At 67.2% G+C, this 23,571-nt stretch carries 19 protein-coding genes; 11 read left to right on the forward strand and 8 right to left on the reverse strand.

The genetic code is table 11. The features are described from left to right. Window positions 1-91: 91 nt before the first annotated feature. From NTCA1_RS20070 to NTCA1_RS20080, 3 genes are all read right to left on the reverse strand, one after another. Window positions 92-3,706 carry a hydantoinase B/oxoprolinase family protein gene (locus NTCA1_RS20070; RefSeq protein WP_159831611.1) on the reverse strand — a complete coding sequence of 1,205 codons (3,615 nt, stop codon included), beginning with the start codon at window positions 3,704-3,706 and terminating at the stop codon, window positions 92-94. Window positions 3,707-3,777: 71 nt separating this feature from the next. Further along, window positions 3,778-5,001 (reverse strand): M20 family metallopeptidase, encoded by a 1,224-nt coding sequence (locus NTCA1_RS20075; RefSeq protein WP_159831612.1) that lies wholly within the window; start codon window positions 4,999-5,001, stop codon window positions 3,778-3,780. A 47-nt stretch (window positions 5,002-5,048) separates the two neighbouring features. Further along, the gene (locus tag NTCA1_RS20080; protein ID WP_086493319.1) at window positions 5,049-6,425 is read right to left on the reverse strand and encodes a lipopolysaccharide biosynthesis protein; all 1,377 of its coding nucleotides are present in this window, start codon (window positions 6,423-6,425) and stop codon (window positions 5,049-5,051) included. A 315-nt stretch (window positions 6,426-6,740) separates the two neighbouring features. On the opposite strand from NTCA1_RS20080, the gene NTCA1_RS20085 reads away from it, so the two are divergent. Beyond that, entirely contained in the window at window positions 6,741-7,496 is a 756-nt protein-coding gene (locus NTCA1_RS20085) for a sugar phosphate nucleotidyltransferase (RefSeq protein WP_159831613.1), read from the forward strand. 112 nt (window positions 7,497-7,608) lie between these two features. Here NTCA1_RS20085 and NTCA1_RS20090 read toward each other — a convergent pair whose 3' ends face one another. Continuing rightward, on the reverse strand, window positions 7,609-8,037 hold the full coding sequence (locus NTCA1_RS20090) for an HIT family protein (protein ID WP_159831614.1): 429 nt from the start codon (window positions 8,035-8,037) through the stop codon (window positions 7,609-7,611). Between the two features lie 13 nt (window positions 8,038-8,050). Further along, window positions 8,051-9,199, reverse strand: a complete 1,149-nt coding sequence (locus NTCA1_RS20095) for a CDP-alcohol phosphatidyltransferase family protein (RefSeq protein ID WP_159831615.1) — start codon at window positions 9,197-9,199, stop codon at window positions 8,051-8,053. Between the two features lie 172 nt (window positions 9,200-9,371). On the opposite strand from NTCA1_RS20095, the gene NTCA1_RS20100 reads away from it, so the two are divergent. From NTCA1_RS20100 to NTCA1_RS20110, 3 genes are all read left to right on the forward strand, one after another. Next, entirely contained in the window at window positions 9,372-10,418 is a 1,047-nt protein-coding gene (locus NTCA1_RS20100; protein ID WP_159831616.1) for a diacylglycerol kinase family protein, read from the forward strand. A gap of 85 nt (window positions 10,419-10,503) precedes the next feature. Beyond that, window positions 10,504-11,418: a hypothetical protein gene (locus NTCA1_RS20105; RefSeq protein WP_159831617.1), complete on the forward strand. Its 915-nt coding sequence runs from the start codon at window positions 10,504-10,506 to the stop codon at window positions 11,416-11,418. Beyond that, window positions 11,415-12,182, forward strand: coding sequence for a nucleotidyltransferase family protein (locus tag NTCA1_RS20110; RefSeq protein WP_159831618.1), 768 nt, complete (start codon window positions 11,415-11,417; stop codon window positions 12,180-12,182). The genes NTCA1_RS20105 and NTCA1_RS20110 overlap by 4 nt, the downstream gene beginning before the upstream one ends. Before the next feature lie 145 nt (window positions 12,183-12,327). Here NTCA1_RS20110 and NTCA1_RS20115 read toward each other — a convergent pair whose 3' ends face one another. Further along, on the reverse strand, window positions 12,328-12,837 hold the full coding sequence (locus tag NTCA1_RS20115) for a DUF2141 domain-containing protein (protein ID WP_086493356.1): 510 nt from the start codon (window positions 12,835-12,837) through the stop codon (window positions 12,328-12,330). Window positions 12,838-13,089: 252 nt separating this feature from the next. Here NTCA1_RS20115 and rpe point away from each other — a divergent pair, with 252 nt between their 5' ends. The 7 genes from rpe (at window position 13,090) to dxs (ending at window position 20,769) form a co-directional block, all read left to right on the forward strand. Next, entirely contained in the window at window positions 13,090-13,752 is a 663-nt protein-coding gene (gene rpe / locus NTCA1_RS20120) for a ribulose-phosphate 3-epimerase (RefSeq protein WP_086493315.1), read from the forward strand. Window positions 13,753-13,845: 93 nt separating this feature from the next. Beyond that, a complete protein-coding gene (locus NTCA1_RS20125; protein ID WP_374705207.1) occupies window positions 13,846-15,783 on the forward strand; it encodes a heparinase II/III family protein in 1,938 nt (645 codons plus the stop codon). A gap of 135 nt (window positions 15,784-15,918) precedes the next feature. Next, the gene (purH, locus tag NTCA1_RS20130; protein WP_159831619.1) at window positions 15,919-17,511 is read left to right on the forward strand and encodes a bifunctional phosphoribosylaminoimidazolecarboxamide formyltransferase/IMP cyclohydrolase; all 1,593 of its coding nucleotides are present in this window, start codon (window positions 15,919-15,921) and stop codon (window positions 17,509-17,511) included. A gap of 39 nt (window positions 17,512-17,550) precedes the next feature. Beyond that, window positions 17,551-17,760 carry a hypothetical protein gene (locus NTCA1_RS20135; protein WP_086493313.1) on the forward strand — a complete coding sequence of 70 codons (210 nt, stop codon included), beginning with the start codon at window positions 17,551-17,553 and terminating at the stop codon, window positions 17,758-17,760. Window positions 17,761-17,923: 163 nt separating this feature from the next. Continuing rightward, window positions 17,924-18,073, forward strand: coding sequence for a hypothetical protein (locus NTCA1_RS28535; RefSeq protein ID WP_167381918.1), 150 nt, complete (start codon window positions 17,924-17,926; stop codon window positions 18,071-18,073). A 75-nt stretch (window positions 18,074-18,148) separates the two neighbouring features. Further along, window positions 18,149-18,610 (forward strand): Fur family transcriptional regulator, encoded by a 462-nt coding sequence (locus NTCA1_RS20140; protein ID WP_086493354.1) that lies wholly within the window; start codon window positions 18,149-18,151, stop codon window positions 18,608-18,610. Window positions 18,611-18,846: 236 nt separating this feature from the next. Then, window positions 18,847-20,769 (forward strand): 1-deoxy-D-xylulose-5-phosphate synthase, encoded by a 1,923-nt coding sequence (dxs, locus tag NTCA1_RS20145; protein ID WP_159831635.1) that lies wholly within the window; start codon window positions 18,847-18,849, stop codon window positions 20,767-20,769. A gap of 72 nt (window positions 20,770-20,841) precedes the next feature. Here dxs and NTCA1_RS20150 read toward each other — a convergent pair whose 3' ends face one another. Then, entirely contained in the window at window positions 20,842-22,140 is a 1,299-nt protein-coding gene (locus NTCA1_RS20150) for an amidohydrolase family protein (RefSeq protein ID WP_159831620.1), read from the reverse strand. Continuing rightward, window positions 22,137-23,522, reverse strand: coding sequence for an amidohydrolase (locus tag NTCA1_RS20155; protein WP_159831621.1), 1,386 nt, complete (start codon window positions 23,520-23,522; stop codon window positions 22,137-22,139). The genes NTCA1_RS20150 and NTCA1_RS20155 overlap by 4 nt, the downstream gene beginning before the upstream one ends. Between the last annotated feature and the right edge of the window lie 49 nt (window positions 23,523-23,571).

The raw sequence follows: 23,571 nt of genomic DNA on the forward strand, positions 1-23,571 counted from the left end.
GAATTCTGGGGGATGATCCCCCAGACCCGCATAATGTCCTCGTCGCGCCCCGCCTATCTGTAGTGCGGTTCGCCGAAGGGATCCCCTGCTTTTACCCTTTCCCTTCTTGCCCGAATCCGCCGCCTCCGGGTGTCTCGATCACAAACACATCCCCCGTCTCCAACTGCGCCGTCGCCGTCGCGCCCAGTTCCTCGACCGAGCCATTGGCGCGCTCGATCCGGTTGCGCCCCGGCTCGCCGTCCGCGCCGCCCGAGAGACCGAAAGGCGAAGTCCTGCGCCGCTGCGAGAGGATGCCCGCCTGCATCGGCTCCAGAAACCGCACGCGCCGGGTGGCGCCGTCGCCGCCCTTGTGTGCGCCCTCACCGCCCGAGCCGCGCCGGATCGAGAATTCCTCCAGCAGCACCGGATAGTTGTTTTCCAGCACCTCGGGATCGGTAAGGCGGCTGTTGGTCATGTGGGTCTGCACCACCGGCGTGCCGTCGAAATCCGGCCCCGCGCCCGAACCGCCCGAGATCGTCTCGTAATACTGATAGCGGGCATTGCCGAAAGTGAAGTTGTTCATCGTCCCCTGCGAGGCGGCCATGGCGCCCAGCGCGCCGAACAGCGCGTCGGTGATCGCCTGACTCGTCTCGACATTGCCCGCGACGACGGCGGCCGGGGCCTTGGGATAGAGCATCGAGCCTTCCGGCACCCGCAAGGTGATCGGCCGCAGGCAGCCCTCGTTCATCGGCACCGCATCATCGATCAGCGTGCGCACGACATAGAGCACCGCCGCGCGCACGACCGGCAGCGGGGCGTTGAAATTGTCGGGAAGCTGGGCGCTGGTGCCGGCGAAGTCGATGGTCGCCCCGCCTGCGGTGCGGTCGATGGTGACGGAGACCGCGATCTCGGCGCCGTTGTCCATCGGCACCCGGAAATGGCCCTCCTGAAGCCGCTCGATCAGCGCGCGGACGGCCTGTTCGGCATGGGCCTGCGCGTGGGCCATGTAGGCGTCCACCGCCTCGCGTCCCTGCTCGCGCGCAACGCGGCGCAGTTCGGAGGCGCCGCGCTGGCAGGCGGCGAGCTGGGCGCGCAAGTCGGCAAGGTTCTGCTCGATGGCGCGCGAGGGGTGCGGGCCGGAGGCGAGCAGTTCGCGCAGCGGGGCTTCCTGAAGCGTCCCGCGATCGACCAGCAGCACGTTGTCGATCAACACGCCCTCTTCGTCCAGCGAACGCGAGCCCGGCGGCATCGAGCCGGGGCTGATCCCGCCGATATCGGCATGGTGCCCGCGCGCGGCGACGAACCAGGCAGGAACCGTCTCGCCTTCGATAAAGACGGGCATGACCACGGTAATGTCGGGCAGATGGGTGCCGCCATCGTAAGGCGCATTGAGGACATAGGCGTCGCCGGGCAGGATTCCGCGCCCGTCCCTTGGCCCACCCTTCCCATCCCCGCGCCGCTGGAGGATCGTGCGCACGCTCTCCCCCATGGAGCCCAGATGCACCGGCATGTGCGGCGCATTGGCGACGAGATTGCCCGCGCGGTCGAACAGCGCGCAGGAGAAGTCCAGCCGTTCGCGGATGTTCACCGAACTGGCCGAATGCTGGAGCGCCGCGCCCATTTCCTCGGCAATCGCCATGAACAGCGCGCCCATGATTTCGAGGCGCACCGGATCGCATTCGGTCGAGAGATCGGCCTGCACCTGCTGCGGCGCATCACGGGTGAGAATCAGGTTGCCGACATGATCGACACGCACGCGCCAGCCGGGTTCGACGACGGTGGTGGAAACGTCATCGACCACCAGCAGCGGGCCATCGGCCTCGAAGCCCTCGGCCAGCCCCTCGCGCAGATAGAGCGGCACCCGGTGGTGCGCGCCCTGCGTCCAGAGATCGACCTGCTCGGCCGCAGGCGAGGATTCGGCGGGAAGAACCAGCGTCGCGCCGCCGCCGGAATGACCGGCGTGGACCGCCTCCACCCGCAGTGTTTCGCCGATAAGCTGCTCGCCCGCGCCGAAGCCGAAGCGCTGGTGCCAGCCCTCGCTGAAGGCCTCGCGCATGGCATCGAGCGAGCCTACCGGCACTTCGATGGCATTGTCGCTGCCCTTGGGCCGCACGGCCAGCGCCGCCTCGATGGCGATTTCCTCCGGGGCGATGCCCTGTGCAGCCAGCGCCGCCCTTGCCTCATCGCCAAGAACCGCAACCGCAGCGTCGAGTGACCTCATCGCGTCACTTTCCAGCGGCAGCGACAAGGTCTGCTGGCGCAGCATCCGCCGATCCGCGAGGCCCATGCCATAGGCCGAGAGCACCGAGGCGAGCGGGTGGCAGAGCACACTGGTCACGCCCAGCGCATCGGCCACCTTGCAGGCGTGCTGGCCGCCCGCGCCGCCGAACGTCACCAGCGCCGCGCGGGTCATGTCGTGGCCGCGCCGCAGCGAGACCGTCTTGATGGCATTAGCCATGTTGGCGACGGCGATTTCCAGGAAGCCTTCCGCCGCCTGCTCGCGCGTCAGTTCACGGCCCGTAGCGGCGCGGACTTCGGCCAAGACTTCGTCCATCCGCGCCTCGGCCGCGGCAAGGTCGAGCGGTTCGTTGCCTTCGGGACCGAAGACATGCGGGAAATGTTCAGGCCGCAGCTTGCCGAGCAGCAGGTTGCAATCGGTCACCGCCAGCGGGCCGCCGCGCCGATAGCAGGCCGGGCCGGGCACCGCGCCGGCACTCTCCGGCCCGACGAGGAAGCGCGCGCCGTCGAAGCGGCAGATCGATCCGCCGCCCGCTGCCACCGTCTCGATCCGCATCATCGGTACGCGCACGCGGGCGCCAGCCACGCGCGTCTCGCTGTCGCGCTCGTAGGCCCCGGCATAGTGCGACACGTCGGTGGAGGTGCCGCCCATGTCGAAGCCCAGCACATGGTCGAACCCAGCCTCTTTGGCGATGGCCGCCATGCCGACGATGCCGCCCGCCGGACCGGAGAGGATCGCGTCCTTGCCAGCAAAAGCGTCACCCGTGGTGAGCCCGCCGCTCGACTGCATGTAGAGCGCGGAGACCTTGAGCCCCAGCCCCGCCTCCAGCCCCGCGACATAGCGGGCCAGCACCGGCGAAAGGTTGGCGTCCACCACGGTGGTATCGCCGCGCGCGATCAGCTTGATCAGCGGGGCAACCTCGTGACTGACCGAGACTTGCGTAAAGCCGATCTCCCGCGCGAGATCGGCCAGCGCCGCCTCGTGCGCCTTGTGGCGATAGCCGTGCATCAGCACCACGGCCACGGCGCGCAGCCCCGCGTCGGAGTGGCGTTGCAGGCCCGCACGCGCCGCGCCCAGATCGAGCGGGCGGTGGACCGTGCCATCGGCGCCGACACGCTCGTCGATTTCCAACACGGCGGAATTGAGCGGGTCGGGCAGGACGATATGGCGCGCGAAGATGTCGGGCCGCTCCTGCGTGCCGATCTTCAGCGCATCGCCGAAGCCGCGCGTGATCGCCAGCAGCACCGGCTCGCCCTTGCCTTCGAGCAGCGCATTGGTGGCGACGGTGGTGCCCAGTCGCAGTTCGGCTTCGGGAAGGTCTCCCTCCGCCGTGCCGGTCAGCCGCCGCATCGCTTCGACGGCGGCATCGTCATAGCGGCCGGGGTCTTCGGAGAGCAGCTTCAGCCGCCTGAACCCGCCATCGGGCGCGCGCGCCACGACGTCGGTGAAGGTTCCGCCACGATCGACCCAGAATTGCCACTTGTTCATGGCCCCGCTTCATGACGGCACCTTGGCCGCGAGGGAAGGCGGAAAGGGAAAACTCTTTTATGAGAAGCGCGTTATCGGAAGCCTTGGGCCAGCCAGTCCTGCGCCAGCCCCGCCAGGAAGGCGGCGCCGCGCGGCAGGGCGCTTTCGTCCACCATCATCCGGGTGGAGTGGATGCCACAGCAGTGCTTCCAGTCCGCCCCTTCCGGTGCGACGCCCAGGAAGAACATGGCGCCCGGCACCTTTTCCAGCACATAGGCGAAATCCTCGGCGCCCATGATCGGATCGGGCAAGCGGCGGAATGCCTGCTCGCCGAACAGACCCTGCGCCACGCTTTCGCCGAAGGAGACGGCGCGCTGATCGCAGACCGTCACCGGGAAGCCTTCCAAAATCGTCGTTTCGCCGGTCAGTCCGTGAGCCCCGGCGATCCCGGCGACCAGCCGCGGCAATTCGTCCTTGAGACGCGCCCGGTTCTCCGCCGAAAGCGTGCGCATGGTGCCGGTGAGCTTCGCACTGTCGGGGATGACGTTGTGGGCGCTGCCCGCCTCGATCCTGGCGATCGTCACGACGACCGGATCGAACACGCTGAAACGCCGCGCCACCATGGTCTGGATCGCCGAGACCACCTCGCAGGCGACCGGCACCGGGTCCACCGCATCGTGCGGCATCGAGGCATGACCGCCCCGGCCGGTGACGGTGATCCGCAGTTCGTCCGCCGCCGCCATCAGCGGCCCGGCCCGGCCGCCGATCACGCCGTGCGGGGCATTAGGCATGATGTGCAGCGCGAAGGCGGCATCGGGCAGCGCGCGATCGAAGCCGTCGCCGCCGAGCAGGCCGTCCTCCAGCATGAAGCGCGCGCCGTGGTGGCCTTCCTCGCCCGGCTGGAACATGAAGCGGACCTCGCCGGTCAGGCTCGCGGCCCGGGCCGCGAGGATCTCGGCCGCGCCCGCAAGCATGGCGACATGGGTATCATGGCCGCAGGCATGCATCAGCCCGGGAACGGTCGAGGCGAAATCCAGCCCGGTCTCTTCGGGCATGGGCAGGGCATCGGTGTCGCCGCGCAGCAGCACGCAGCCGCCCGCCCCCGCGCCGCCCTTCAGCGTGGCGACAAGGCCGGTGGTCGAGGGCCCCTCGCGCCATTCGAGCGGGAGATGGGCCAGCGCCGTGCGGATCTTGTCGCGCGTCCGGGGATTGTGCAGGCCGATTTCCGGCTCGGCATGGATGGCGCGGCGCAGCGCGACAATGCGCTCGGCGAGGCCCAGGGCCTCTTCGGTCAGGGTGTTCGCGGTCGATAGCATCGCCGCATGATACCCCTCCGATGTCGTTTGGAAAGGTAGACGGGAACTCAGCCTGCCGAATCGGCTACCGGCAGATCGTCCTCCGGGTCAGGCGAGATGCTGATCTCGTTGCGGTCGATCTGCTGGAGCGTCCGCCAAGCCATGAGGCCCATGGCGATGTAGGACACCGCGCCGCCGACCGCGACGGCCCAGGCCGCCCCGCTCGGGCCGACCGGCAGCAGGAACACCAGCCCGATGGCCATGGCGATCAGCGCAATGAGGCGGGCCACCAGCGAATGGCGCGCGCGGCCCGTGGCATGGAGCACCGGTTCGAAGGCAACACTGGCCAGGTCGAAGCAGGCCGCCAGGGTCAGCGGCACGAGAATCGCCGCGCCTTGTTCGAAATCGTCGCCGCCGATAACTTCCAGCATCTGCTTGCCCAGCAGCACCGCCACGGTCACCACGACGATCCCGGCCAGACCCGCGATCTTGCTGGTCTGGAGTGCGAGCTTGCGGAATTCCGACGCTTCCGAGGCAACCCGCGCGCGTGCCACTTCGGCATAGACGGAGCGGGTCAGCAGCGAGGACAGCTTGCTCAGGGCCTGCGAAATCTGCGAGGCGAGGCGATAGAGGCCCGCCGCCTTGGTGCCGACCCAGGCGCCGACGATCAGCAGCGGCCCGTTCTTCATGGCGGCATCGAGCGTGGAAGCCACGTATGTCTGCAGGAAGAAGCGGGTAACGCCCGGATTCTCGTCGATCGCCTTGCGCCAGTTGCGCAAGTTCGCGAAGTTCACCGCAGCCGGACAGAGGCGCCGCGCCATGATCCAGTAGAGTATGGCCTCGACGATATCGATCGCCGCCCAGGCGAACAGGAAGCGCCCGACGCTCGGCCCGGTCAGCCAGATCACCAGCGAAGCCGCCAGACGGCCGCTGGGCACGATCGCCTCGACATAGACAGCCATGTCGAAGCGGTTGAGCGCACGCACGATCCCCGTCGGCGCGGAAACCAGCGCCCAGAGCGAGCCGACGCAGAACCAGAAGGCGACGTCGATGAAATGCGGATTGAGATCCAGCATATGGGCGAAGCCGTAGATCAGGATCGCCGCGAGACCGCAGCCGAGCACGGCGCCCACGCCGTCCAGCAGCCCGCACAGCATGCCGAGACGGCCGAGCTTGCCCCAGTCCTTGGCATGGACGTGCTCGCTGCCGTAGCGCACAACCACGCGCCAGGTCTGGAAGCTGGCCAGCGCGATCAGCGCCTGCGCAGTCCCGAAGATCAGCGAGAAGTGGCCGAAATCCTTGAGGCCGAGCGATCGCGTCTGGATGGCAAGATAGGCCAGGCCGCAAACGGCGCCGAAACCCTTGCCGCCCAGCAGCCAGGCCGTGTTCTGTAGGATCCGCCCTAGTGGAGATTTGCTCTCGCGGCGGTGAAATTTGGCGGACATTGCGGCTGCATGTGAACGAGGGGGAGGAGACTTGCAAGCTGTGGCGATCAGGGATTTCCCCATGCTGAATGAATCTCCGCTTGCCTGGCGGGTTTGCGGGATTCTGTTTGAAAATCCGCCGCGGGCGGATTTTGGCGGCACCGGCCCCCAAAGTTTCTAAGGCGCCCCACCCGACCTCCCACGAGTGTATCCTGATGGGAGGTCGGGTGGGGGAGAGGGCCGGTGCCGCCAGAAAATGCCCCCCGGGCATTTCCAAAACGCCTCTAAATCCCTAGATGCGTGGCCATTCCTCCCAATCACGAAGCGCGAAACTCCATGATCGAACACGCCATCCTCCTCAGCGCCGGCCAGGGCTCGCGCCTGCTTCCGCTCACGGCCGAGCGGCCCAAGTGCATGATCGACTTCTCCGGCAAGTCGCTGATCGAATGGCAGATCGAGATGCTGGCGCGCGGGGGCGTGAAGCGGATCGACGTCGTCACCGGCTTCATGACCGACATGCTGGAAGCGCACCTGAGCGCGATTCACGATCCCCGCGTCGAGATCAACATCCGCTTCAATCCGTTCTTCAAGGTGGCCGACAACCTCGGCTCATGCTGGATCGCGCGCGAGGCGATGCGCGGCGACTTCCTGATTCTCAACGGCGATACCCTCGTTTCGGAGGAAATCGTCAATCGCGTGCAGCAGGGCGCGACCGACGCCGAGGGCAAGACCTGGCCGATCACCGTCACCGTGGACGTGAAGGCGGAAGGCTACGACAGCGACGACATGAAAGTGGAACGCGAGGCCGACGGCCGGCTGGTCCATATCGGCAAGACGCTGACCGCCGCGCAGTCCAACTCCGAATCGATCGGCTTCCTGGCCTTCCGCGGCGAAGGCGCAGACCTGTTCCGCGAAACCGTCCGCCAGGCGATGCGCACGCCCGAGGGCGTCCAGCACTGGTATCTCAAGGTGATCGATTCGATCGCGCCCACCGGCAAGGTCGGCACCGTCTCGATCGAGGGGCTGGACTGGGCCGAAGTCGACTTCCTCAACGATATCGAGATCGCGACGAAGCTGACCGACACCTGGTGAGGGGGGCCGCCGAGGGGGCTTCGACAGGCTCAGCCTGAGCGGAATTCAGCGACCTGCTTTCAAAACCGCTCAGGCTGAGCCTGTCGAAGCCCCCTCGGCGGGGCACCGCGTATCAGGCAAACGCGCCTTTCAACCAAGCCACTAGCGCAGCCAACTCGTCGCCCTCCAGCGCCACGGCATGCCCGAGATCGGGCACCTTGGGCCAGCCGCAGTCCACGAACTCGCGCCCCTGCCACTCGCGCGCGCCTTCATAGCGGGGGATGACGTGGAAGTGGACGTGAGGGTCCACCATCATCAGCATCAGGTAATTGAGCCGGGCATAACCGACCGCCTCCGCCAGCGCCGCCTCGATGGCGGCGGTGACGGTCTTCAGCTCGGCATGCGCCTCCGCGGCAAGATCACCGAAGGCCGTTGCGTCGGACTTGGCCGCCAGCACCAGCGAACCCAGCGTCGGCTGCGCAGGCCGGGCGAGCACCACCCAATGCGCGAATTCCGCGACGAGCGTATGCGGATAGCCGAACTTCTCGATCGTCGCGTTCATCGTCGTTTTCCCTTCAGGCGTCCGAAAGCCAGGACGTGATCGTACCGCCCCGCGCGCGAACGATCCATGCCTGGACCAGCCGTACCGCATGTATGAGGCAGGAAATCGCCGTCCACCAGGCCACCGCGATCAGGCCGATGTCGGGGCGCGAGAACAGCATGGCCACGAACAGGATCACCATGTTCGGATTGCGGCGCGCGGTGATCAGGCGGAACTGGCTATCGAACTTGCGCCAGACATGGATGTGCATCAGCCCGTTCTGCTTCATGAACAGGCCCTCGATCAGGCGCTGCACCACATAGCCGCCCTGAATCGCGCCCTGCACCCACCAGAAGGTCGCATCGTCATAGGCCAGGCCCCAGGTCGCGAGGCCGGTGGCCCAGAACCACCACCAGAACGGCGGGTGGACCAGGTCCATGCCGTGATCGGCGACATTGCCCCATTCCGACGAGGTGATGGTACAGCGCGCGAGCTTGCCGTCCACGGTATCGAGCACCATGAAGGCCAGTCCCAGCGCCATGCCCAGCCAGTAATGGCCATAGGCGAAGAGCACGGTGGCCAGCACGCAGAACACCGCGCCCACTGCGGTCACCATGTTCGGCGTGATGTGGGCCTTGGCGCAGATCCGCGTCAGCACCAGCGCCCATTCCGGCCAGAGGTACTTGGTCAGCACGTCGGTGACGCCCTTGTAGGCACCGAAGTAGCTGGCCCGCTCGATCGTGCGGACCGAGCCGGGGGTGAGCGCCATCAGGAACGGCGTCTCGCGCTTGCGCAGCTGCTTGTTCTCGATCGTCGGCCCGCTCTCATAAGCCACGACATCGAGGCCGGCGGTGTCGGCCAGCGGCCGGCCGGCAGCCATGGCCTCGGCGATTCGCGAGGCCTGGGCGGCGTCGGCGGCATGGGCAAGCGCGGGGACGCCGCCGAGCGTCAGCACCATGCCGCTGCGCGATGTGACGTATTTGAACCAGGCGGGATCCCACGCAAAAGCGGCATTCGACAGGATGGATGGCCCTTGCGCGATCCTCCCCGGGGAGGACGAATCAGGATGGGCGCCATTGGCGCGGGCGATCCGCGCGACGCGTTCGGCCATTGTCAGACCCCAGAGCTTGACCGGGTTCACGCCGATGGTGGCGACGGGAAGGAGATTGTCATGTTCGACCATGTTTCCGGCCGTAATCCGTCGCTTCGCCATAGGCAACGGCGCCGCTTGCGTAAAATGCGGCAGATTTTGCCGGACTTGCAAGTGGCGTAAAAACGCCATACAACTGTAACCTTAATGTGTCAGTGAATGTTTCCTGATGATTTTTCCACATGGGATCCCTACATAGGCTTCCGTGTACGGAACCATCTACGAATTCGAAACGCTGCCGACTTTCGGTGAGCAAGGCAAGCGCAAGGCCACCGGCCCGGCGCGCGTGGCCCGTCGTGGTCGCGCCGTTCCCCTCGTCGGCATCATCCGCAATCCCCGCAGCCATCGCAACAAGGGCCACGCGCCCGAGATGGCGGATTGCTCCAACATCCTGACAGAGACTCCGCGCACCCGCGCAGAACTGTTCGGCGTGCTCGACGGCTTCGCCCGCCGCGGCATCGACTACCTGGTGGTCGATGGCGGCGACGGCACCGTGCGCGACGTGCTGACCTGCGGCGCGGAGATCTTCGGAGACGAATGGCCCACCTTCATGGTCCTGCCCAAGGGCAAGACCAATGCGCTCGCCATCGACATCGGCCTGCCGACCCACTGGTCGCTCACCGAAGCCATGGCCGCTGCGCACAAGGGCAAGACCGTGACCCGCCGTCCGCTGCGCATCTCGTCGCGGGACGCGAACAGCGGCAGTGTCCAGGGCTTCATCCTCGGCACCGGCGCCTTCTCGCTCGCCACCGAGGCCGGGCAGGGAGCGCATCGCCGCGGCGCCTTCAACAGCTTCGCGGTCGGCCTGAGCGTGCTCTGGAGCATTTTCCAGACGCTGTTCGGCCGCAAGGGCAATCCCTGGCGTTCCTGCACGCCGATGCGCCTGATCGACCGTCATACCGGCCGCGACCTTCCTTACGAAGGCTCGGGCCACGCCGACGAACGCTTCATGGCCGTCGCCACCACGTTCGAGAAGTTCCCCCTCGGCGCGCGCCCCTTCGGTCGCCACGTCGCCCCCGGCATGAAGCTGGGCGTGATCGACTGGCCGGTGCGCTGGATCATCGCCCTGCTGCCCGCGATCCTCTATTTCGGTCTGGGCGGCAAGTTCCTGGAACGCCGCGGCACCCATCGCCTGAGCGCCAGCGCGGTGGATCTGGAACTTGGCGGCTCGTTCATTCTCGACGGCGAGTCCTTCCCTGGTGGCAACTACGTGCTTGAGGAAGGGCCTCAGCTGACCTTCGTGGTCCCCTGATTCCCAGGGTTCCTGCGAACTCGTTTTTTGACGAAACATGGCACCGGCGCTTGATTTCAGGCGGCCGGTGCCCGAGCATGACGACATGACCCAAGATCTGGAAGGGCGCGTAAGCCAGGCGCTGCAACGCGCCGTCGTGCCCGAAGTCCGCGCTTTCGCGCAGCGGCTGGCGCTTGCTGCCAATAATACCGTGGCCGTGCTGTTCTACGGCTCGAACCTGCGCACCGGATCGCTCGAAGGCGTGCTGGACTTCTACGTCCTCACCGAAGGCCCGCAGGTCGAGAAGATCTGGCCGCGCGTCAGCTATCACGAGTGGACCTTCGAAGGCGTGCCTTTGCGCGCCAAAGTGGCGACCATGTCGCTCGAAACCTTCCGCGCCGCCGCTGCGGGCGAGTTGCTCGACACCACGATCTGGGCCCGCTTCGTCCAGCCGAGCGGGATCGCCTGGCAGCGTGACGAAGCCGCGCTTGGCCGTGTCGCCTCCGCCGTATCCGGCGCCGCCCGCACGGCCGCCCGGCTGGCCGTGGCACTCGGCCCGGAAACGGGCACTTCCGAGGATTACTGGCGCGCCCTGTTCCGCGCCACTTACGCGGCGGAATTCCGGGTGGAAAAGGCCGGACGCGAGGATTCGATCCTCTCGGTGAACCGCGAGCATTTCGGCGGCCTGCTGCCGCTCGCCCTCACGGCCGACGACATCGCTTTCGAACGCCTGCCCAGCGGCAGCCTGCGCCCGCAGCTTTCCCCGCGCGAGCGCAGCCGCACCCTGGCCTGGTGGAAGCGCCGCCAGCGGCTGGGCAAGCCCTACAACGTCCTGCGCCTGCTCAAGGCCTCGACCACTTTCGAAGGCGCGGCCCGCTACGCCGCGTGGAAGATCGAACGCCATACCGGCGTCCCCGTGGCCATTACCCCATGGCGGGAACGACATCCTGTGCTGTCCGCACCCGGCGTGCTCTGGCATGTCTGGCGCGCAAAGAAGGCGATGGAGCGCCGACCCGCATGATGCCCGCAGCCCTGATTCTCGCAGGATCCCGCCCCGGCGCGCCCGATCCGGTCGCGGCGGCGGAAGGCCTCAACCACAAGGCCCTGGTCGAACTGGAGGGCAAGCCGATGCTCGCCCATGTCGCCCAGGCGCTGCGCGATGCCGGAATCGCGCGGCTGGCGGTCGTCGCCAACGATCCTGCGGTCCTGGCCCTCGCCGAACTGCTCGGCTGCGAAACGATACCCGCCGAGGCCGGTCCCAGCGCCAGCGTCGCGGCGGGCTTCGCCCGGCTCGGGGCGCCGATGCTGGTGACGACTTCCGACCATGCCCTGCTACGCGGCCAGTGGGTGCGGGACTTTCTGGACGACACCCCCGAGGATGCCGACGTCGCGGTCCTGCTGGCACGGCGCGAGGCGATCGAGCAGGCCATGCCGGGATCGCGGCGCACCTACTTGCGCTTTGCCGACGGCCACTGGTCGGGCTGCAACCTCTTCCTGCTGAAGACCCGGCATGCCGAAGCCGCGATCGAGACGTGGAAGCTGGTCGAAGCCGATCGCAAGCGCCCCTGGCGCATAGCCGCGCGGCTAGGCCTGGGCATGCTCGCAAGCTACGCGCTGGGCCGCCTCACGCTTTCCGCCGCGCTGGCAAGGCTGGGCGCGAAGATCGGCCTCAAGGCCCGCCTCGTCGCGGCGCGCGACGGGCTTGCCGCCGTCGATGTGGACAAGCCCTCCGACCTCGTGGATGCTCGCGCGATCCTGGCGAAGCGGAACAACGGCTTGAACTAGCGATCCCGTCATCCTGAACTTGTTTCAGGATCCATTTCCGACCATCGACGGCGGCTTGATCGGCAAAATGGATCCTGAAACAAGTTCAGGATGACGTATTTCCGTTAGCCCGGAGTTCGCACTACAAGTCCCGTTCGGCCCTGCCTCACATATAGCGCATCTGGATGCGGATCGACTTCACCTCATGGCCCACCGGCACGCCGACCTTGGTGTAGCTCGGCTTGCCGAGGTTGAAGATGTTGATCGAAGGATTGTTCGACATCGCGCCGCCGTCGGAGCCGAGATCGGTCTTGCCGTTGCCGTTCACGTCGTGGCGCACGGCGATGCCGTAAGTGCCCGAGGCCGGAACCGGCACGCAGAACGTCATCGTCCCCGCCTTGGCCGGTGCCTCGATCCGCTTCAGCCACTTGCCCTTGGCGAGCCATTCGGCCGACGTGGCGCGGTAGGACTGGACACGCATCCGCCCTTCGGACGACTTGATCCCGTCCACGGTAACCATGATTGCGGGGCCGCCGCCGGAGCGGCACTGGCTCATGTCGTTGCGGACCTCGTCACGATACTGGGCCGCGGCAGGCGTCGATACCGTCGCCGTAACCGCCAGGGCGGCAAGCCCGGCTGCAACCATCGCGGGCACCTTGGGGAACTTCAACATCATCTCCGTTTCCATCATGCATCACGGCACAAGTCCATGAAATACCGGCGCCGCACTGCCATCCGGGCCGTGAATGCACTCTGAATTGGCAATTCACAATGGCTCACAACGGGTCTCACGCCGGATCGCGCGCCGCCGCGGCCCGGCGGAATTACGGGACTTCCTCCATATGGCGTGTGGAAAACGGGCGGCCTGCGCTTGTACCCCCAATATCTGGTGCCCTATCCTTCGCATCGAGGAGTACCGTTCTTTACCATGACCACGCCGCTGATCTCGCCCTCCATCCTGTCCGCCGACTTCGCCCGCCTGGGTGAGGAAGTCCGCGCGATCGACGAAGCCGGAGCCGACTGGATCCACGTCGATGTCATGGACGGCCACTTCGTGCCCAACATCACCATCGGCCCCGCCGTGGTGAAGGCGCTGCGCCCGCATTCCGCCAAAGTCTTCGACGTCCACCTGATGATCTCTCCGGTAGACGCCTATCTCGAAGCCTTTGCCGATGCCGGCGCGGACTATATCACCGTTCACCCCGAGGCCGGTCCCCACGTCCACCGCACGGTGCAGACGATCCGAAACCTCGGCAAGAAGGCGGGCATCTCGCTCAATCCGGCCACGCCTGCCAAGATGCTGGACTATCTGATCGACGAGATCGACCTGGTCCTGATCATGAGCGTGAACCCCGGATTCGGCGGTCAGAGCTTCATTTCCAGCCAGCTTCGCAAGATCGAGGCCGTGCGCAAGATGATCGACAAGTCGGGCCGCGACATTCGCCTCGAAGTGGACGGCGGCGTCGATGCCAAGACCGCGCCGCTCTGCGTGGCGGCAGGCGCCGACGTACTGGTGGCCGGTTCCGCGACCTTCCGCGGCGGGCCTTCGCAGTACGCCGCCAATATTCGCGCCCTGAAGGGCCTCGACTGAAACGGGAAGGCCTGAAACGGGGAGCCCGGATGCCCGAGTCCGCGTTTTCCGATCGGGAACACAGGAGGGCTTCCGGCGCTTCCTGCTGGGGACATGTCACGGGACGGGCGCGAGGAGGCTGCCTTGAATCAAAGCGTTAGCGGATCTCCGGCCCTCCAGGATGCAACCGATTTCGGTGCCGAGTCCGGCCATCCCGATATCACGGCCCCCGATATCACCACTACCGACATCACCGCTTTTGCCTCCGACCTCCACGATGCCGACTTCCTGCCGCCGCGCGCGGAACCGCAGGAAGTCGCCCAGATCGACGGCAGCCGGGCGCTGGCACTGGCCGATTTCTCGCCGCCCTCGGTCGGCCCGGGCGAGCGGCTGATCCGCTTCGCCTATCGGCTGGGCATTCCCGGATCGGTGCTGTCCGCGCCGATGGGCAAGAAGGCGCGCACTCGCCTGCTGGCCACCGTCAGCAATACCCTGCCCGGCCATGCCGCGGCGGGAACGGCGCTCAGGGCCGGGCACTTCCTGATCCACGGCGCCAAGACCGCGATCGCCCAGGTCGACTATGCCGGACCCTCCCGCGTCACGCCGCCGCTGGAGCGCGTGGTCCACAGCTTCTCCTGGCTGACCGATCTCGAAGCCTGCGCCCCGCGCGAACAGGGCATCGGCGTGGCCGAGCGCATTCTCACCGCCTGGCTCCAGGCCAATCCCAAGCCCCCCGCCAAGCCCGGCAAGGGCCCGGCCTGGGATGTCGGCAATACCGGCGCGCGGCTGATGAACTGGCTGGCCCACGCCCCGCTGATCCTCTCGGGCGAGAAGGCCCTGCGCAACCGCACCCTTGCGCATATTTCCGAAACCGCCCGCTGGCTGGACCGCCATGTCGGCCGCGCCGAGGACGAACTGGCCGCCGTTGCCGGGTGGAGCGCGATCGTCGCCGCCGGGCTGCTGCTGCCGGAGGGACGCCCGCGCCGCCTCTATGGCGAGGCCGGGCTCATCAAGGCGCTCGGCGAACTGATCGGCGACGACGGCGGGGTGCTTTCGCGCAGCCCGCTTGCGCAGATGGAGGCGATCGCGCTGCTCGTACGGCTGCGCAACTGCTATCACGCCACCCGCCGCGATGCGCCGCGCGCGGTGGAGCGGGTGATCGAACTGCTGGTGCCGCCGCTGCTCGCGCTGACTCATGGCGACGGCTCGCTGGGATCCTGGCAAGGCGGCTGGGCGGTCGATGGCGAGGACGTCAATGCCCTCGTCAAGGCCACCGGCGTGCGCACCCGTCCGCTGCGCGAAGTGCGCCAGTGGGGCTACCAGCGCGTGCTCGCCCACAAGTCCATCCTCCAGTTCGATACCGCGCCGCCGCCGCTCCCGGCCCATGCCCGCTACGGCTGCGCCTCCACGCTGGCGTTCGAGATGTCGCATTCCGGCCACCGCCTGATCGTCAACTGCGGCGGCTCGGCCAGCGGCGGCGGCCTGGTGCCGGTGCGCCTCGAACAGGGCCTGCGCGCCACGGCCGCCCATTCGACCCTGACGCTGGACGATGCCAATTCCACCGCCGTCCTCATCAACGGCGCGATCGGCGGCGGCGTCAGCGAAGTCGATATCGATCGCAAGACGCTGGTGCAGGAAAACGGCGGCAACGCCACCCGGATCGAGGCCAGCCACAACGGCTACGAGGCGCGCTACGGCCTCACCCACCGCCGCATCCTGATCCTGCGCGACGACGGCAGCGAGCTTCGCGGCGAAGACGTGCTGATCCCGGCGGGGCGCAAGGGCCATCGCGGCAAGGTGGGCTTTGCCATCCGCTTCCACCTGGGCGCCGATGTCGAAGTGCTCCTCACCGAGGATGGACAGGGCGCGGGCATGGCCCTGCCCGACGGCAGCCTCTGGCAGTTCCGCAGCAGCGCCGGCGAGGTTACGCTGGAGGATTCGCTCTGGGTGGACGGCCAGGGCCGACCCCAGGCGACGCAGCAACTGGTGATCCAGGGAATGGTCTCGCGAGGAGGCGGTAATTTCGGCTGGCTTATCAAGAAAATGGGGTGAACTGCCGCGACGAGCCCCACGGCTTGTGGCACCCTGACCTTGCGGGAGCTTTGCGGCCCCCTTGCGGACTCGTTGCCGGCGACCTAGAGCGCGCGCAAAATCCCTAGTCCGCCAGTCCAGAACGAGGCCGTTTTCATGACCGATACCGTCCAGATCCGCCGCGCATTGCTTTCGGTTTCCGACAAGACCGGCCTCGCCGATCTGGGCAAGGCGCTCGCCGCGCGCGGGGTGGAGCTGGTGTCCACCGGCGGCACCGCCAAGGCGCTCCGCGATGCCGGTCTGGACGTGAAGGACATTTCGGAAATCACCGATTTCCCCGAGATGATGGACGGCCGCGTCAAGACGCTGCACCCCAAGGTCCACGGGGGCCTGCTGGCCGTGCGCGACAACCCGGAACATGCGCAGGCCATGGCCGATCACGCGATCGGCGCGATCGACCTCGTCGTCGTCAACCTCTACCCCTTTGAAGCGACCGTCGCCAAGGGCGCCGACCGTGACGAAGTGATCGAGAACATCGACATCGGCGGCCCGTCGATGGTGCGTTCGGCCGCGAAGAACCATGCCTTCGTCGCTATCGTCACCGATCCCAAGGACTACGACGGCCTGCTGGCGGAACTGGAAACCACGGATGGCGGCACCGCGCTGGCCTTCCGCAAGCTGCTGGCCGCGCGCGCCTTCGCGCAGACCGCCGCTTACGATTCGATGATCTCGCAGTGGTTCGCTTTCGCCGATCAGGGCCTTGAGTTCCCCGAGATGCTCAGCGTCAACGGCCGCCTCTCCACCACCCTGCGCTACGGCGAGAACCCGCACCAGAAGGCCGCGCTCTACACGCCCGTAGGCCCCTTCACCAAGGGCCTCGCCCAAGGCGAACAGGTGCAGGGCAAGGAACTGTCCTACAACAACTACAACGACGCCGACGCCGCCTTCGAACTCGCCGCCGAGTTCAAGGGCCAGGATCCGGCCGTCGTCATCGTCAAGCACGCCAATCCCTGCGGCGTGGCGCAAGGGTCCAGCCTGCTGGAAGCCTGGCAGGGCGCGCTGGCCTGTGACGACGTATCGGCCTTCGGCGGCATCGTCGCGGTGAACACCACGCTCGACGGCGCCACGGCCGAGGCGATCTGCCAGATCTTCACCGAAGTGGTCGTCGCCCCCGATGCCGACGAGGACGCGCGCGCCTTCTTCGCCAAGAAGAAGAACCTGCGCCTGCTGCTGACCGGCGACCTGCCCGATCCGCGCCGCGCCGGCCTGCTGGTGCGCCAGATCACCGGCGGCCTGCTGGTGCAGAACCGCGACAGCGGCGCCATCGGCTTCGACGATCTCAAAGTCGTGACCAAGCGCGCGCCGACCGACCAGGAACTGAAGGACTGCCTGTTCGCCTGGACGGTGGCCCGCCACGTCAAGTCCAACGCGATCGTCTATGCCAAGGACGGCGTCACCGCCGGCATCGGCGCAGGCCAGATGAACCGCCGCGATTCCTCGCGCATCGCCGCGATGAAGGCGGCCGAAGCCGCCGAGAAGTTCGGCTGGGCCCAGGCCCGCACGGTCGGCTCGGCCGTCGCCTCGGACGCCTTCTTCCCCTTCGCGGACGGCCTGCTGGCCGCCGCCGAGGCGGGCGCGACGGCGGTGATCCAGCCGGGCGGCTCGATCCGCGACGATGAAGTCATCGCCGCTGCCGACGAAGCGGGCCTGGCCATGGTCTTCACCGGCATGCGCCACTTCAAGCACTGATCCGGCCCCAGCCGGTCCGACGACGCGAAGGAGACGAATATGTGGCTGATGTGGCTTGGACCGCTCGTCACTGTCGCCTTCCTCGTCGGGCTGGCCACGGCGGCGGTCCTCGTGCGGCTGGGCCGCATTCGCAGGCCTCATCACGTCATCGGCGCGCTCGCCCTGCCCTTTGCCTGCGCGGCGCTGCCGGTAGCGGGGCTGGCCGTGGTCTCGGTCGCCTCGGCCCTGCTTGCAGGCACGACTCATTGACTCAATTGTGACGGTTCCATCGCGATTGGACCGTCCTACCGACCCAGATCAACGGTTCGTCGCAGAATGGGGCGCGGCTCGTCGCCATTCACTGGACGGCAAGGCGATTCGCTCCAAGTGAGCGCCACGCAATCGTTACCATCAACATGAGCTGATTTTCGTCATGGGACTCTTCAAGGCCGACTTCTACCGCTTCTTCGCCCTCGGCTTCGCCGGCGGTGCGCTGCTGGTGCTCGGCGTGATGGGCATCGGCAATCACACGATCGCAGGCGGCATCGTGCCGCCCGCCGAGGCCGCAGCACAGGTCGACTGAGCCGCGAAGGGCGCGCGGGAGCGCTCTCTCCAGCTTTCAATTGCACCCGGCCCTGCCAATGCCCATATGGGCCGCATGGCTAATGCGCATCATCATCACGAACATTCCGGGCACAGCCTTGTAGAGGCCGCCCGCGCCGCTCTTCTCGAAGCCGGCGAACAGTGGACCGAGATGCGCGCCGACGTCTTCGGCGCGCTGGCAGAGCGCGAACGCCCGGCTTCGGCCTACGACCTTGCGGAAAGCGTCTCGGCCCTGCGCGGAAAGCGCGTGGCGCCCAACAGCGTGTACCGCATTCTCGACCTTTTCGTGCGCACCAATCTCGCCCGCAGGGTGGAAAGCGCCAATGCCTATCTGGCCAACAGCCACCCCGGCTGCCAGCACGATTGCATCTTCCTGATCTGCGACGCCTGCGGACAAGCCGTCCACATCGACGATGACAAGCTGACCGGCGCCCTCATCGCCGCCGCCAAGCAGGCCGGTTTCGCGGACGTGCGCCCGGTGGTGGAACTGCGCGGCACTTGCGCAGCCTGTAGCTGACCTGCAACGGGACGGGGCGGCATTTCCCAAACCGTCGTACCCCGTAATACCCTCATCCCATGAGGGTATTTTCCCATGCGATTCCGGCCTTTACCGGTCGCGATCTTGGTCGGCGCTGCCTCCGAAAGTCGCAGCGGAGCAACGTCTCCCACGTTTTTCCTGTCCTTTCGAACCGCACCGGCATATTGCCCAGGGCTTAATTCGACACCAGAACACGTAAAGTGTACAAGCAGACCATGACAGCCAACCCGGCCACGCCGCTCCTCGACACCGTCGACACGCCTGACGATCTCCGCAAGCTGAAGCCTGCCGATCTGCGTCAACTCGCCGACGAACTCCGCACCGAGATGATTTCCGCCGTCGGCCAGACGGGCGGGCACCTCGGCTCGGGCCTCGGCGTGGTCGAACTGACCGTCGCGATCCATTACGTGTTCGAGACGCCAGCGGATCGGCTGATCTGGGACGTGGGCCACCAGGCCTATCCGCACAAGATCCTCACCGGCCGGCGCGAACGTATCCGCACCCTGCGCCAGGGCGGCGGCCTTTCCGGCTTCACCAAGCGTTCGGAAAGCGAATACGACCCCTTCGGCACCGCGCATAGCTCCACCTCGATCTCGGCCGCGCTCGGTTTCGCCGTAGCCAACAAGATCAAGGGCCAGCCGGGCCGCGGCATTGCCGTGATCGGCGACGGCGCGATGAGCGCGGGCATGGCCTACGAGGCGATGAACAACGCCGCCGAGGCTGGAAACCGCCTGATCGTCATCCTCAACGACAACGACATGTCGATCGCGCCGCCCGTCGGCGGCCTCTCGTCCTATCTCGCGCGGCTGGTTTCCTCGGGCCGGTTCCTCGGCCTGCGCGACCTCGCCCGCAAGTTCGCCCGCCGCCTGCCGCGCCCGCTCCACGCCGCCGCCCGCAAGACTGACGAATTCGCCCGCGGCATGGCCATGGGCGGCACCCTGTTCGAGGAACTGGGCTTCTACTACGTCGGCCCGATCGACGGCCATGACCTCGACGCGCTGGTGCCGGTGCTGGAAAACGTGCGCGATGCCGCCGAAGGGCCGATCCTGGTCCATGTCGTGACCCAGAAGGGCAAGGGCTACGCCCCTGCCGAGGAAGCGGCCGACAAGTATCACGGCGTGCAGAAATTCAACGTCATCACCGGCGAACAGGCCAAGGCCCCGGCGGGCCCGCCCAGCTATACCGGCGTCTTCGCCAAGGCGCTCGTCGCCGAAGCGGAAAAGGACGATCGCATCTGCGCGATCACCGCCGCCATGCCTTCGGGCACCGGGCTGGACAAGTTCGCGCAGCTCTATCCCAAGCGCAGCTTCGACGTCGGCATTGCCGAACAGCACGCGGTCACGTTCGCGGCAGGTCTGGCCGCCCAGGGCATGCGCCCGTTCTGCGCGATCTACTCGACCTTCCTGCAGCGCGCCTTCGACCAGGTCGTCCATGATGTGGCGATCCAGAACCTGCCGGTACGCTTCGCCATCGACCGCGCCGGTCTGGTCGGTGCCGACGGCGCCACCCACGCCGGTTCGTTCGACGTCACTTATCTGGCCACCCTGCCGAACATGGTGGTGATGGCCGCCGCCGACGAGGCGGAACTGGTGCATATGGTCCACACCGCCGCTCAGTATGACGACGGCCCAATCGCCTTCCGCTATCCCCGCGGCAACGGCGTGGGCGTGGACCTGCCGGAAGTCCCGCAGCTTCTGGAAATCGGCAAGGGCCGGGTGGTCCGGGAAGGCTCCAAGGTCGCCCTGCTCTCGCTCGGCACCCGCCTCGGCGAAGCGCTCAAGGCCGCCGATGTGCTGGAGGCAAAGGGCCTTTCCACCACGGTTGCCGACTTGCGCTTCGCCAAGCCGCTCGACACCGACCTCATCCGCAAGCTGATGCTGAGCCACGAAGTGGTGGTGACCGTCGAGGAGGGCGCGATCGGCGGCCTCGGCGCGCATGTGCTGACGATGGCCAGCGACGAAGGCCTGACCGACGCCGGGCTGAGGATTCGCACCATGCGCCTGCCGGACATTTTCCAGGACCACGACAAGCCCGAGGCGCAGTACGACGAGGCCGGGCTCAATGCCCCGCAGATCGTCGACACCGTGCTCAAGGCCCTGCGCCACAACAGCGCGGGCGTGAACGAGGCCCGGGCCTGACGGAACGTTCGTCGTCGGCTTGGCGGTAAGGTAAAAAGGGGCCTTCGGCGATACCGAAGGCCCCTTTTTTTATTACCAGTCGTAAGCCTTGGGCAGGTAAGTCCGATCGAGGCTCTTGTAGCGCTGCCGCAACCGACTCTGGTGATTGTCCAGCGGCTGCTTCACCCCGTCGATATAGACTTCGACCGGGGCCGAGGAGAGTTCCAGCGGGTCACCGTCCCAGAGGACGACATCGCCCACCGCGCCCGGCGCCAGCACGCCCTCTTTCCCGCCCATGCCGCTGATCTCGGCCGGAACCGAGGTGATCGCGGCAAGTGCCTCGCCCCAGGTCAGCCCCGCCGCGCCCGGCAGCTTGCCGAGCGCCACGAGGTTGCCCGCCTGCTGCGCGGCATAGCGCGGCTGGTTACCGCCCGCGAACATGCCGATGGCGACTTTCACGCCCGCCTTCTTCATCCGCCCGACATTGGACTGGGTGGCGGCAAGGCTTTCGAAGCTGGCGGGAAGGTCGCGCAGCGGCATGGTGATGACGGGCACCTTGGCCGCCGCGATCCGGCCGGCCACCAGCCACCCTTCGGTCGCGCCCACGAGAACGAGGTTCAACCCCGGAAACTCGGTCTTGAGCGCCAGCACGCTGCGGATGTCCGCCGCGCGCTCGACCCCGACGTAAAGCGGCTGGCTGCCGCTGAGGACCGGCGCCAGTGCCAGCGCATCGGCGCGGGTGAGCATCGCGTCGCTGCTGCGCGCACCGCTCGGCGCATTTGCCAGGTCGCGCGCCTCGCGCAGGGCATTGCGCAGCGCCACATGGGCAGCGACGCGGCTGCCACCCGCCAGCTTGGCACCGGCCTCGCCCAGTTCCACGAACTGGAAGGCCCGCGCCTTGTTCACCGGATCGGCGCCCGTGCCCAGATCGATCAGCGCGCCCTGTCCGGCAAAGATCGAATCGCCGTTGAAGGGCGCCACGCTGGCCCGGGTGACGCCGCCTTCGCGGCTCACGGCGATATGTTCGCTCGAGGGATTGATCGCCGGTGCCACATCGAGCGCGGCGTTGAAGGGCGACTTGTCCGCCTCGGTATCGTTGCTGTCGGCAACCCCTTCCACGTCCCACAGGCCGAGGTCGGTGACGGCGGAGAACAGGCCGGGCGTGACCCACTTGCCGGTGCCGTCCACGCTCTGCACCCCGGCAGGCACGGCAACCCCGGCTCCGGCGGCGACGACCTTGCCGCCGCGCACCACGACGGTGCCATGCTCGATCGGCGCGCCACCGTCGCCCGTGGCGAGCGTGGCATTGGTGATCGCGAAGTCCTGTGCCGATGCCATGGCGGGCAGCGCAGTGGCCGCAAGCGCGGCGATGATCAGGGCGCGGCGGCTCATTTCACGTCTCCTTCGCCGGGCTGGCCCAGTTCGAAATCGCTGACCGGACGGCGCTTGGCGTCCTGCGCGTCGAACATCAGGGCGCCGTCGATCCACACTTTCTCCGGTCGCGAATAGACCGAGAGCGGATTGCCGTTCCACAGCACCACGTCGGCCATCTTGCCCGCCTCTAGGCTGCCGGTCCTGTCGCCGATGCCCATGGTCTTGGCGGCATTGTAGGTGAACCAGCCGACGACCTTGGCGTCGGGAATGTCGATGCCGATGCGGCGGCCGTCGGCCTGGGCCTTGGCGGCTTCCTGGTTGAGGCGCTGGATGCCGTTCTCGTCGTCCGAGTGGATCACCACGCAGGCCCCTGCATTAGCCAGCAGCGCGGCGTTTTCGGGAATGCCGTCGTAGGCTTCCATCTTGAAGCCGTACCAGTCGGCCCAGACGGCGGCGCAGATGTCGTTCTGGCGCAGGAGATCGGCGATCTTGTAGGCTTCCACGGCGTGGTGGAAGGCGGTGACCTTGTAGCCCATCTCCTTGGCCATATCGATCACTTGCGCCATCTCGTCGGCCCGGTAGCAGTGGTTCTGGACCAGGATCTCGCCCTTGAGCACGCCTTCCAGCGTATCCTTGCCGAGATCGCGCTCGGAATGGTCGCCGTCCATGTACTGGCGCGCATCGATCCAGGCCTGGCGGTCTACCGAGAAGTTGCCCATGCGGGTGGAGGGCTTCTGTCCCTTCGATCCGTAGACGCGCTTGGGATTCTCGCCGCAGGCCATCTTCAGCGCATAAGGCGCGCCGGGGAACTTCATGCCCTGGACGGTGATGCTCGGCACGTTCTTCAGCGTGACCGCGCGGCCGCCGATCAGGTTGCCTGAGCCCGGCAGGATCTGAAGGCTGGTGACGCCGCCATTGGCCAGCGCACGGGTGAAGCCCGGATCCTGCGGCCAGACCGAATGCTCGGCCCAGACATCAGGCGTGGTCGGGCTGGTCATCTCGTTGCCGTCCGACAGCGCATCGACACCGGGCGAGGGATAGACGCCGAGGTGCGAATGGATGTCGATAACACCGGGGGTCACGAACTTGCCGGTGCCGTCGATCCTGGTGAAGCCTTCGGGGATCGCCATGTCGGCGCCGCCGATGCCCACCAGCTTGCCGTCGCGGAACAACACCACGCCCCTGTCGATCCTGCCGCCGAGGCCATCGTAGACGGTAGCGCCGACCAGCGCCGTGGGCGTGCCGGGATAGGACTTGTAGGTGGACGGATAAGGATCGGCGACGATCGCCGCCGCCTTCTTGTCCTGCTTCTTCGCATCCGCGCCCGTAGCGCCCAGCGCCAGTGCCGCGCCCAGGACGAGCGTGGACGACCAGCGCCGCAATGCCGGCGATACCCTCATGTCGTAATTCCCCTGTTCAAATGAAATCCGGCCCGGCGAACGCTGGTTC

This window comes from Novosphingobium sp. TCA1, from assembly GCF_009811895.1.
GTDB lineage: Bacteria > Pseudomonadota > Alphaproteobacteria > Sphingomonadales > Sphingomonadaceae > Novosphingobium > Novosphingobium panipatense_A.

Bases quoted from the DNA above. Each gene is read 5' to 3' on its own strand.
- NTCA1_RS20070 (WP_159831611.1), bottom strand. From the start codon at position 3,706: ATGAACAAGTGGCAATTCTGGGTCGATCGTGGCGGAACCTTCACCGAC.
- NTCA1_RS20075 (WP_159831612.1), bottom strand. From the start codon at position 5,001: ATGCTATCGACCGCGAACACCCTGACCGAAGAGGCCCTGGGCCTCGCC.
- NTCA1_RS20135 (WP_086493313.1), top strand. From the start codon at position 17,551: ATGTGGCTGATGTGGCTTGGACCGCTCGTCACTGTCGCCTTCCTCGTC.
- NTCA1_RS20155 (WP_159831621.1), bottom strand. From the start codon at position 23,522: ATGAGGGTATCGCCGGCATTGCGGCGCTGGTCGTCCACGCTCGTCCTG.
- NTCA1_RS20125 (WP_374705207.1), top strand. From the start codon at position 13,846: ATGTCACGGGACGGGCGCGAGGAGGCTGCCTTGAATCAAAGCGTTAGC.
- NTCA1_RS20090 (WP_159831614.1), bottom strand. From the start codon at position 8,037: ATGAACGCGACGATCGAGAAGTTCGGCTATCCGCATACGCTCGTCGCG.
- rpe (WP_086493315.1), top strand. From the start codon at position 13,090: ATGACCACGCCGCTGATCTCGCCCTCCATCCTGTCCGCCGACTTCGCC.
- NTCA1_RS20085 (WP_159831613.1), top strand. From the start codon at position 6,741: ATGATCGAACACGCCATCCTCCTCAGCGCCGGCCAGGGCTCGCGCCTG.
- NTCA1_RS20115 (WP_086493356.1), bottom strand. From the start codon at position 12,837: ATGATGTTGAAGTTCCCCAAGGTGCCCGCGATGGTTGCAGCCGGGCTT.
- NTCA1_RS20150 (WP_159831620.1), bottom strand. From the start codon at position 22,140: ATGAGCCGCCGCGCCCTGATCATCGCCGCGCTTGCGGCCACTGCGCTG.
- NTCA1_RS20080 (WP_086493319.1), bottom strand. From the start codon at position 6,425: ATGTCCGCCAAATTTCACCGCCGCGAGAGCAAATCTCCACTAGGGCGG.
- NTCA1_RS20095 (WP_159831615.1), bottom strand. From the start codon at position 9,199: ATGGTCGAACATGACAATCTCCTTCCCGTCGCCACCATCGGCGTGAAC.
- NTCA1_RS28535 (WP_167381918.1), top strand. From the start codon at position 17,924: ATGGGACTCTTCAAGGCCGACTTCTACCGCTTCTTCGCCCTCGGCTTC.
- dxs (WP_159831635.1), top strand. From the start codon at position 18,847: ATGACAGCCAACCCGGCCACGCCGCTCCTCGACACCGTCGACACGCCT.
- purH (WP_159831619.1), top strand. From the start codon at position 15,919: ATGACCGATACCGTCCAGATCCGCCGCGCATTGCTTTCGGTTTCCGAC.
- NTCA1_RS20110 (WP_159831618.1), top strand. From the start codon at position 11,415: ATGATGCCCGCAGCCCTGATTCTCGCAGGATCCCGCCCCGGCGCGCCC.
- NTCA1_RS20140 (WP_086493354.1), top strand. From the start codon at position 18,149: ATGGCTAATGCGCATCATCATCACGAACATTCCGGGCACAGCCTTGTA.
- NTCA1_RS20105 (WP_159831617.1), top strand. From the start codon at position 10,504: ATGACCCAAGATCTGGAAGGGCGCGTAAGCCAGGCGCTGCAACGCGCC.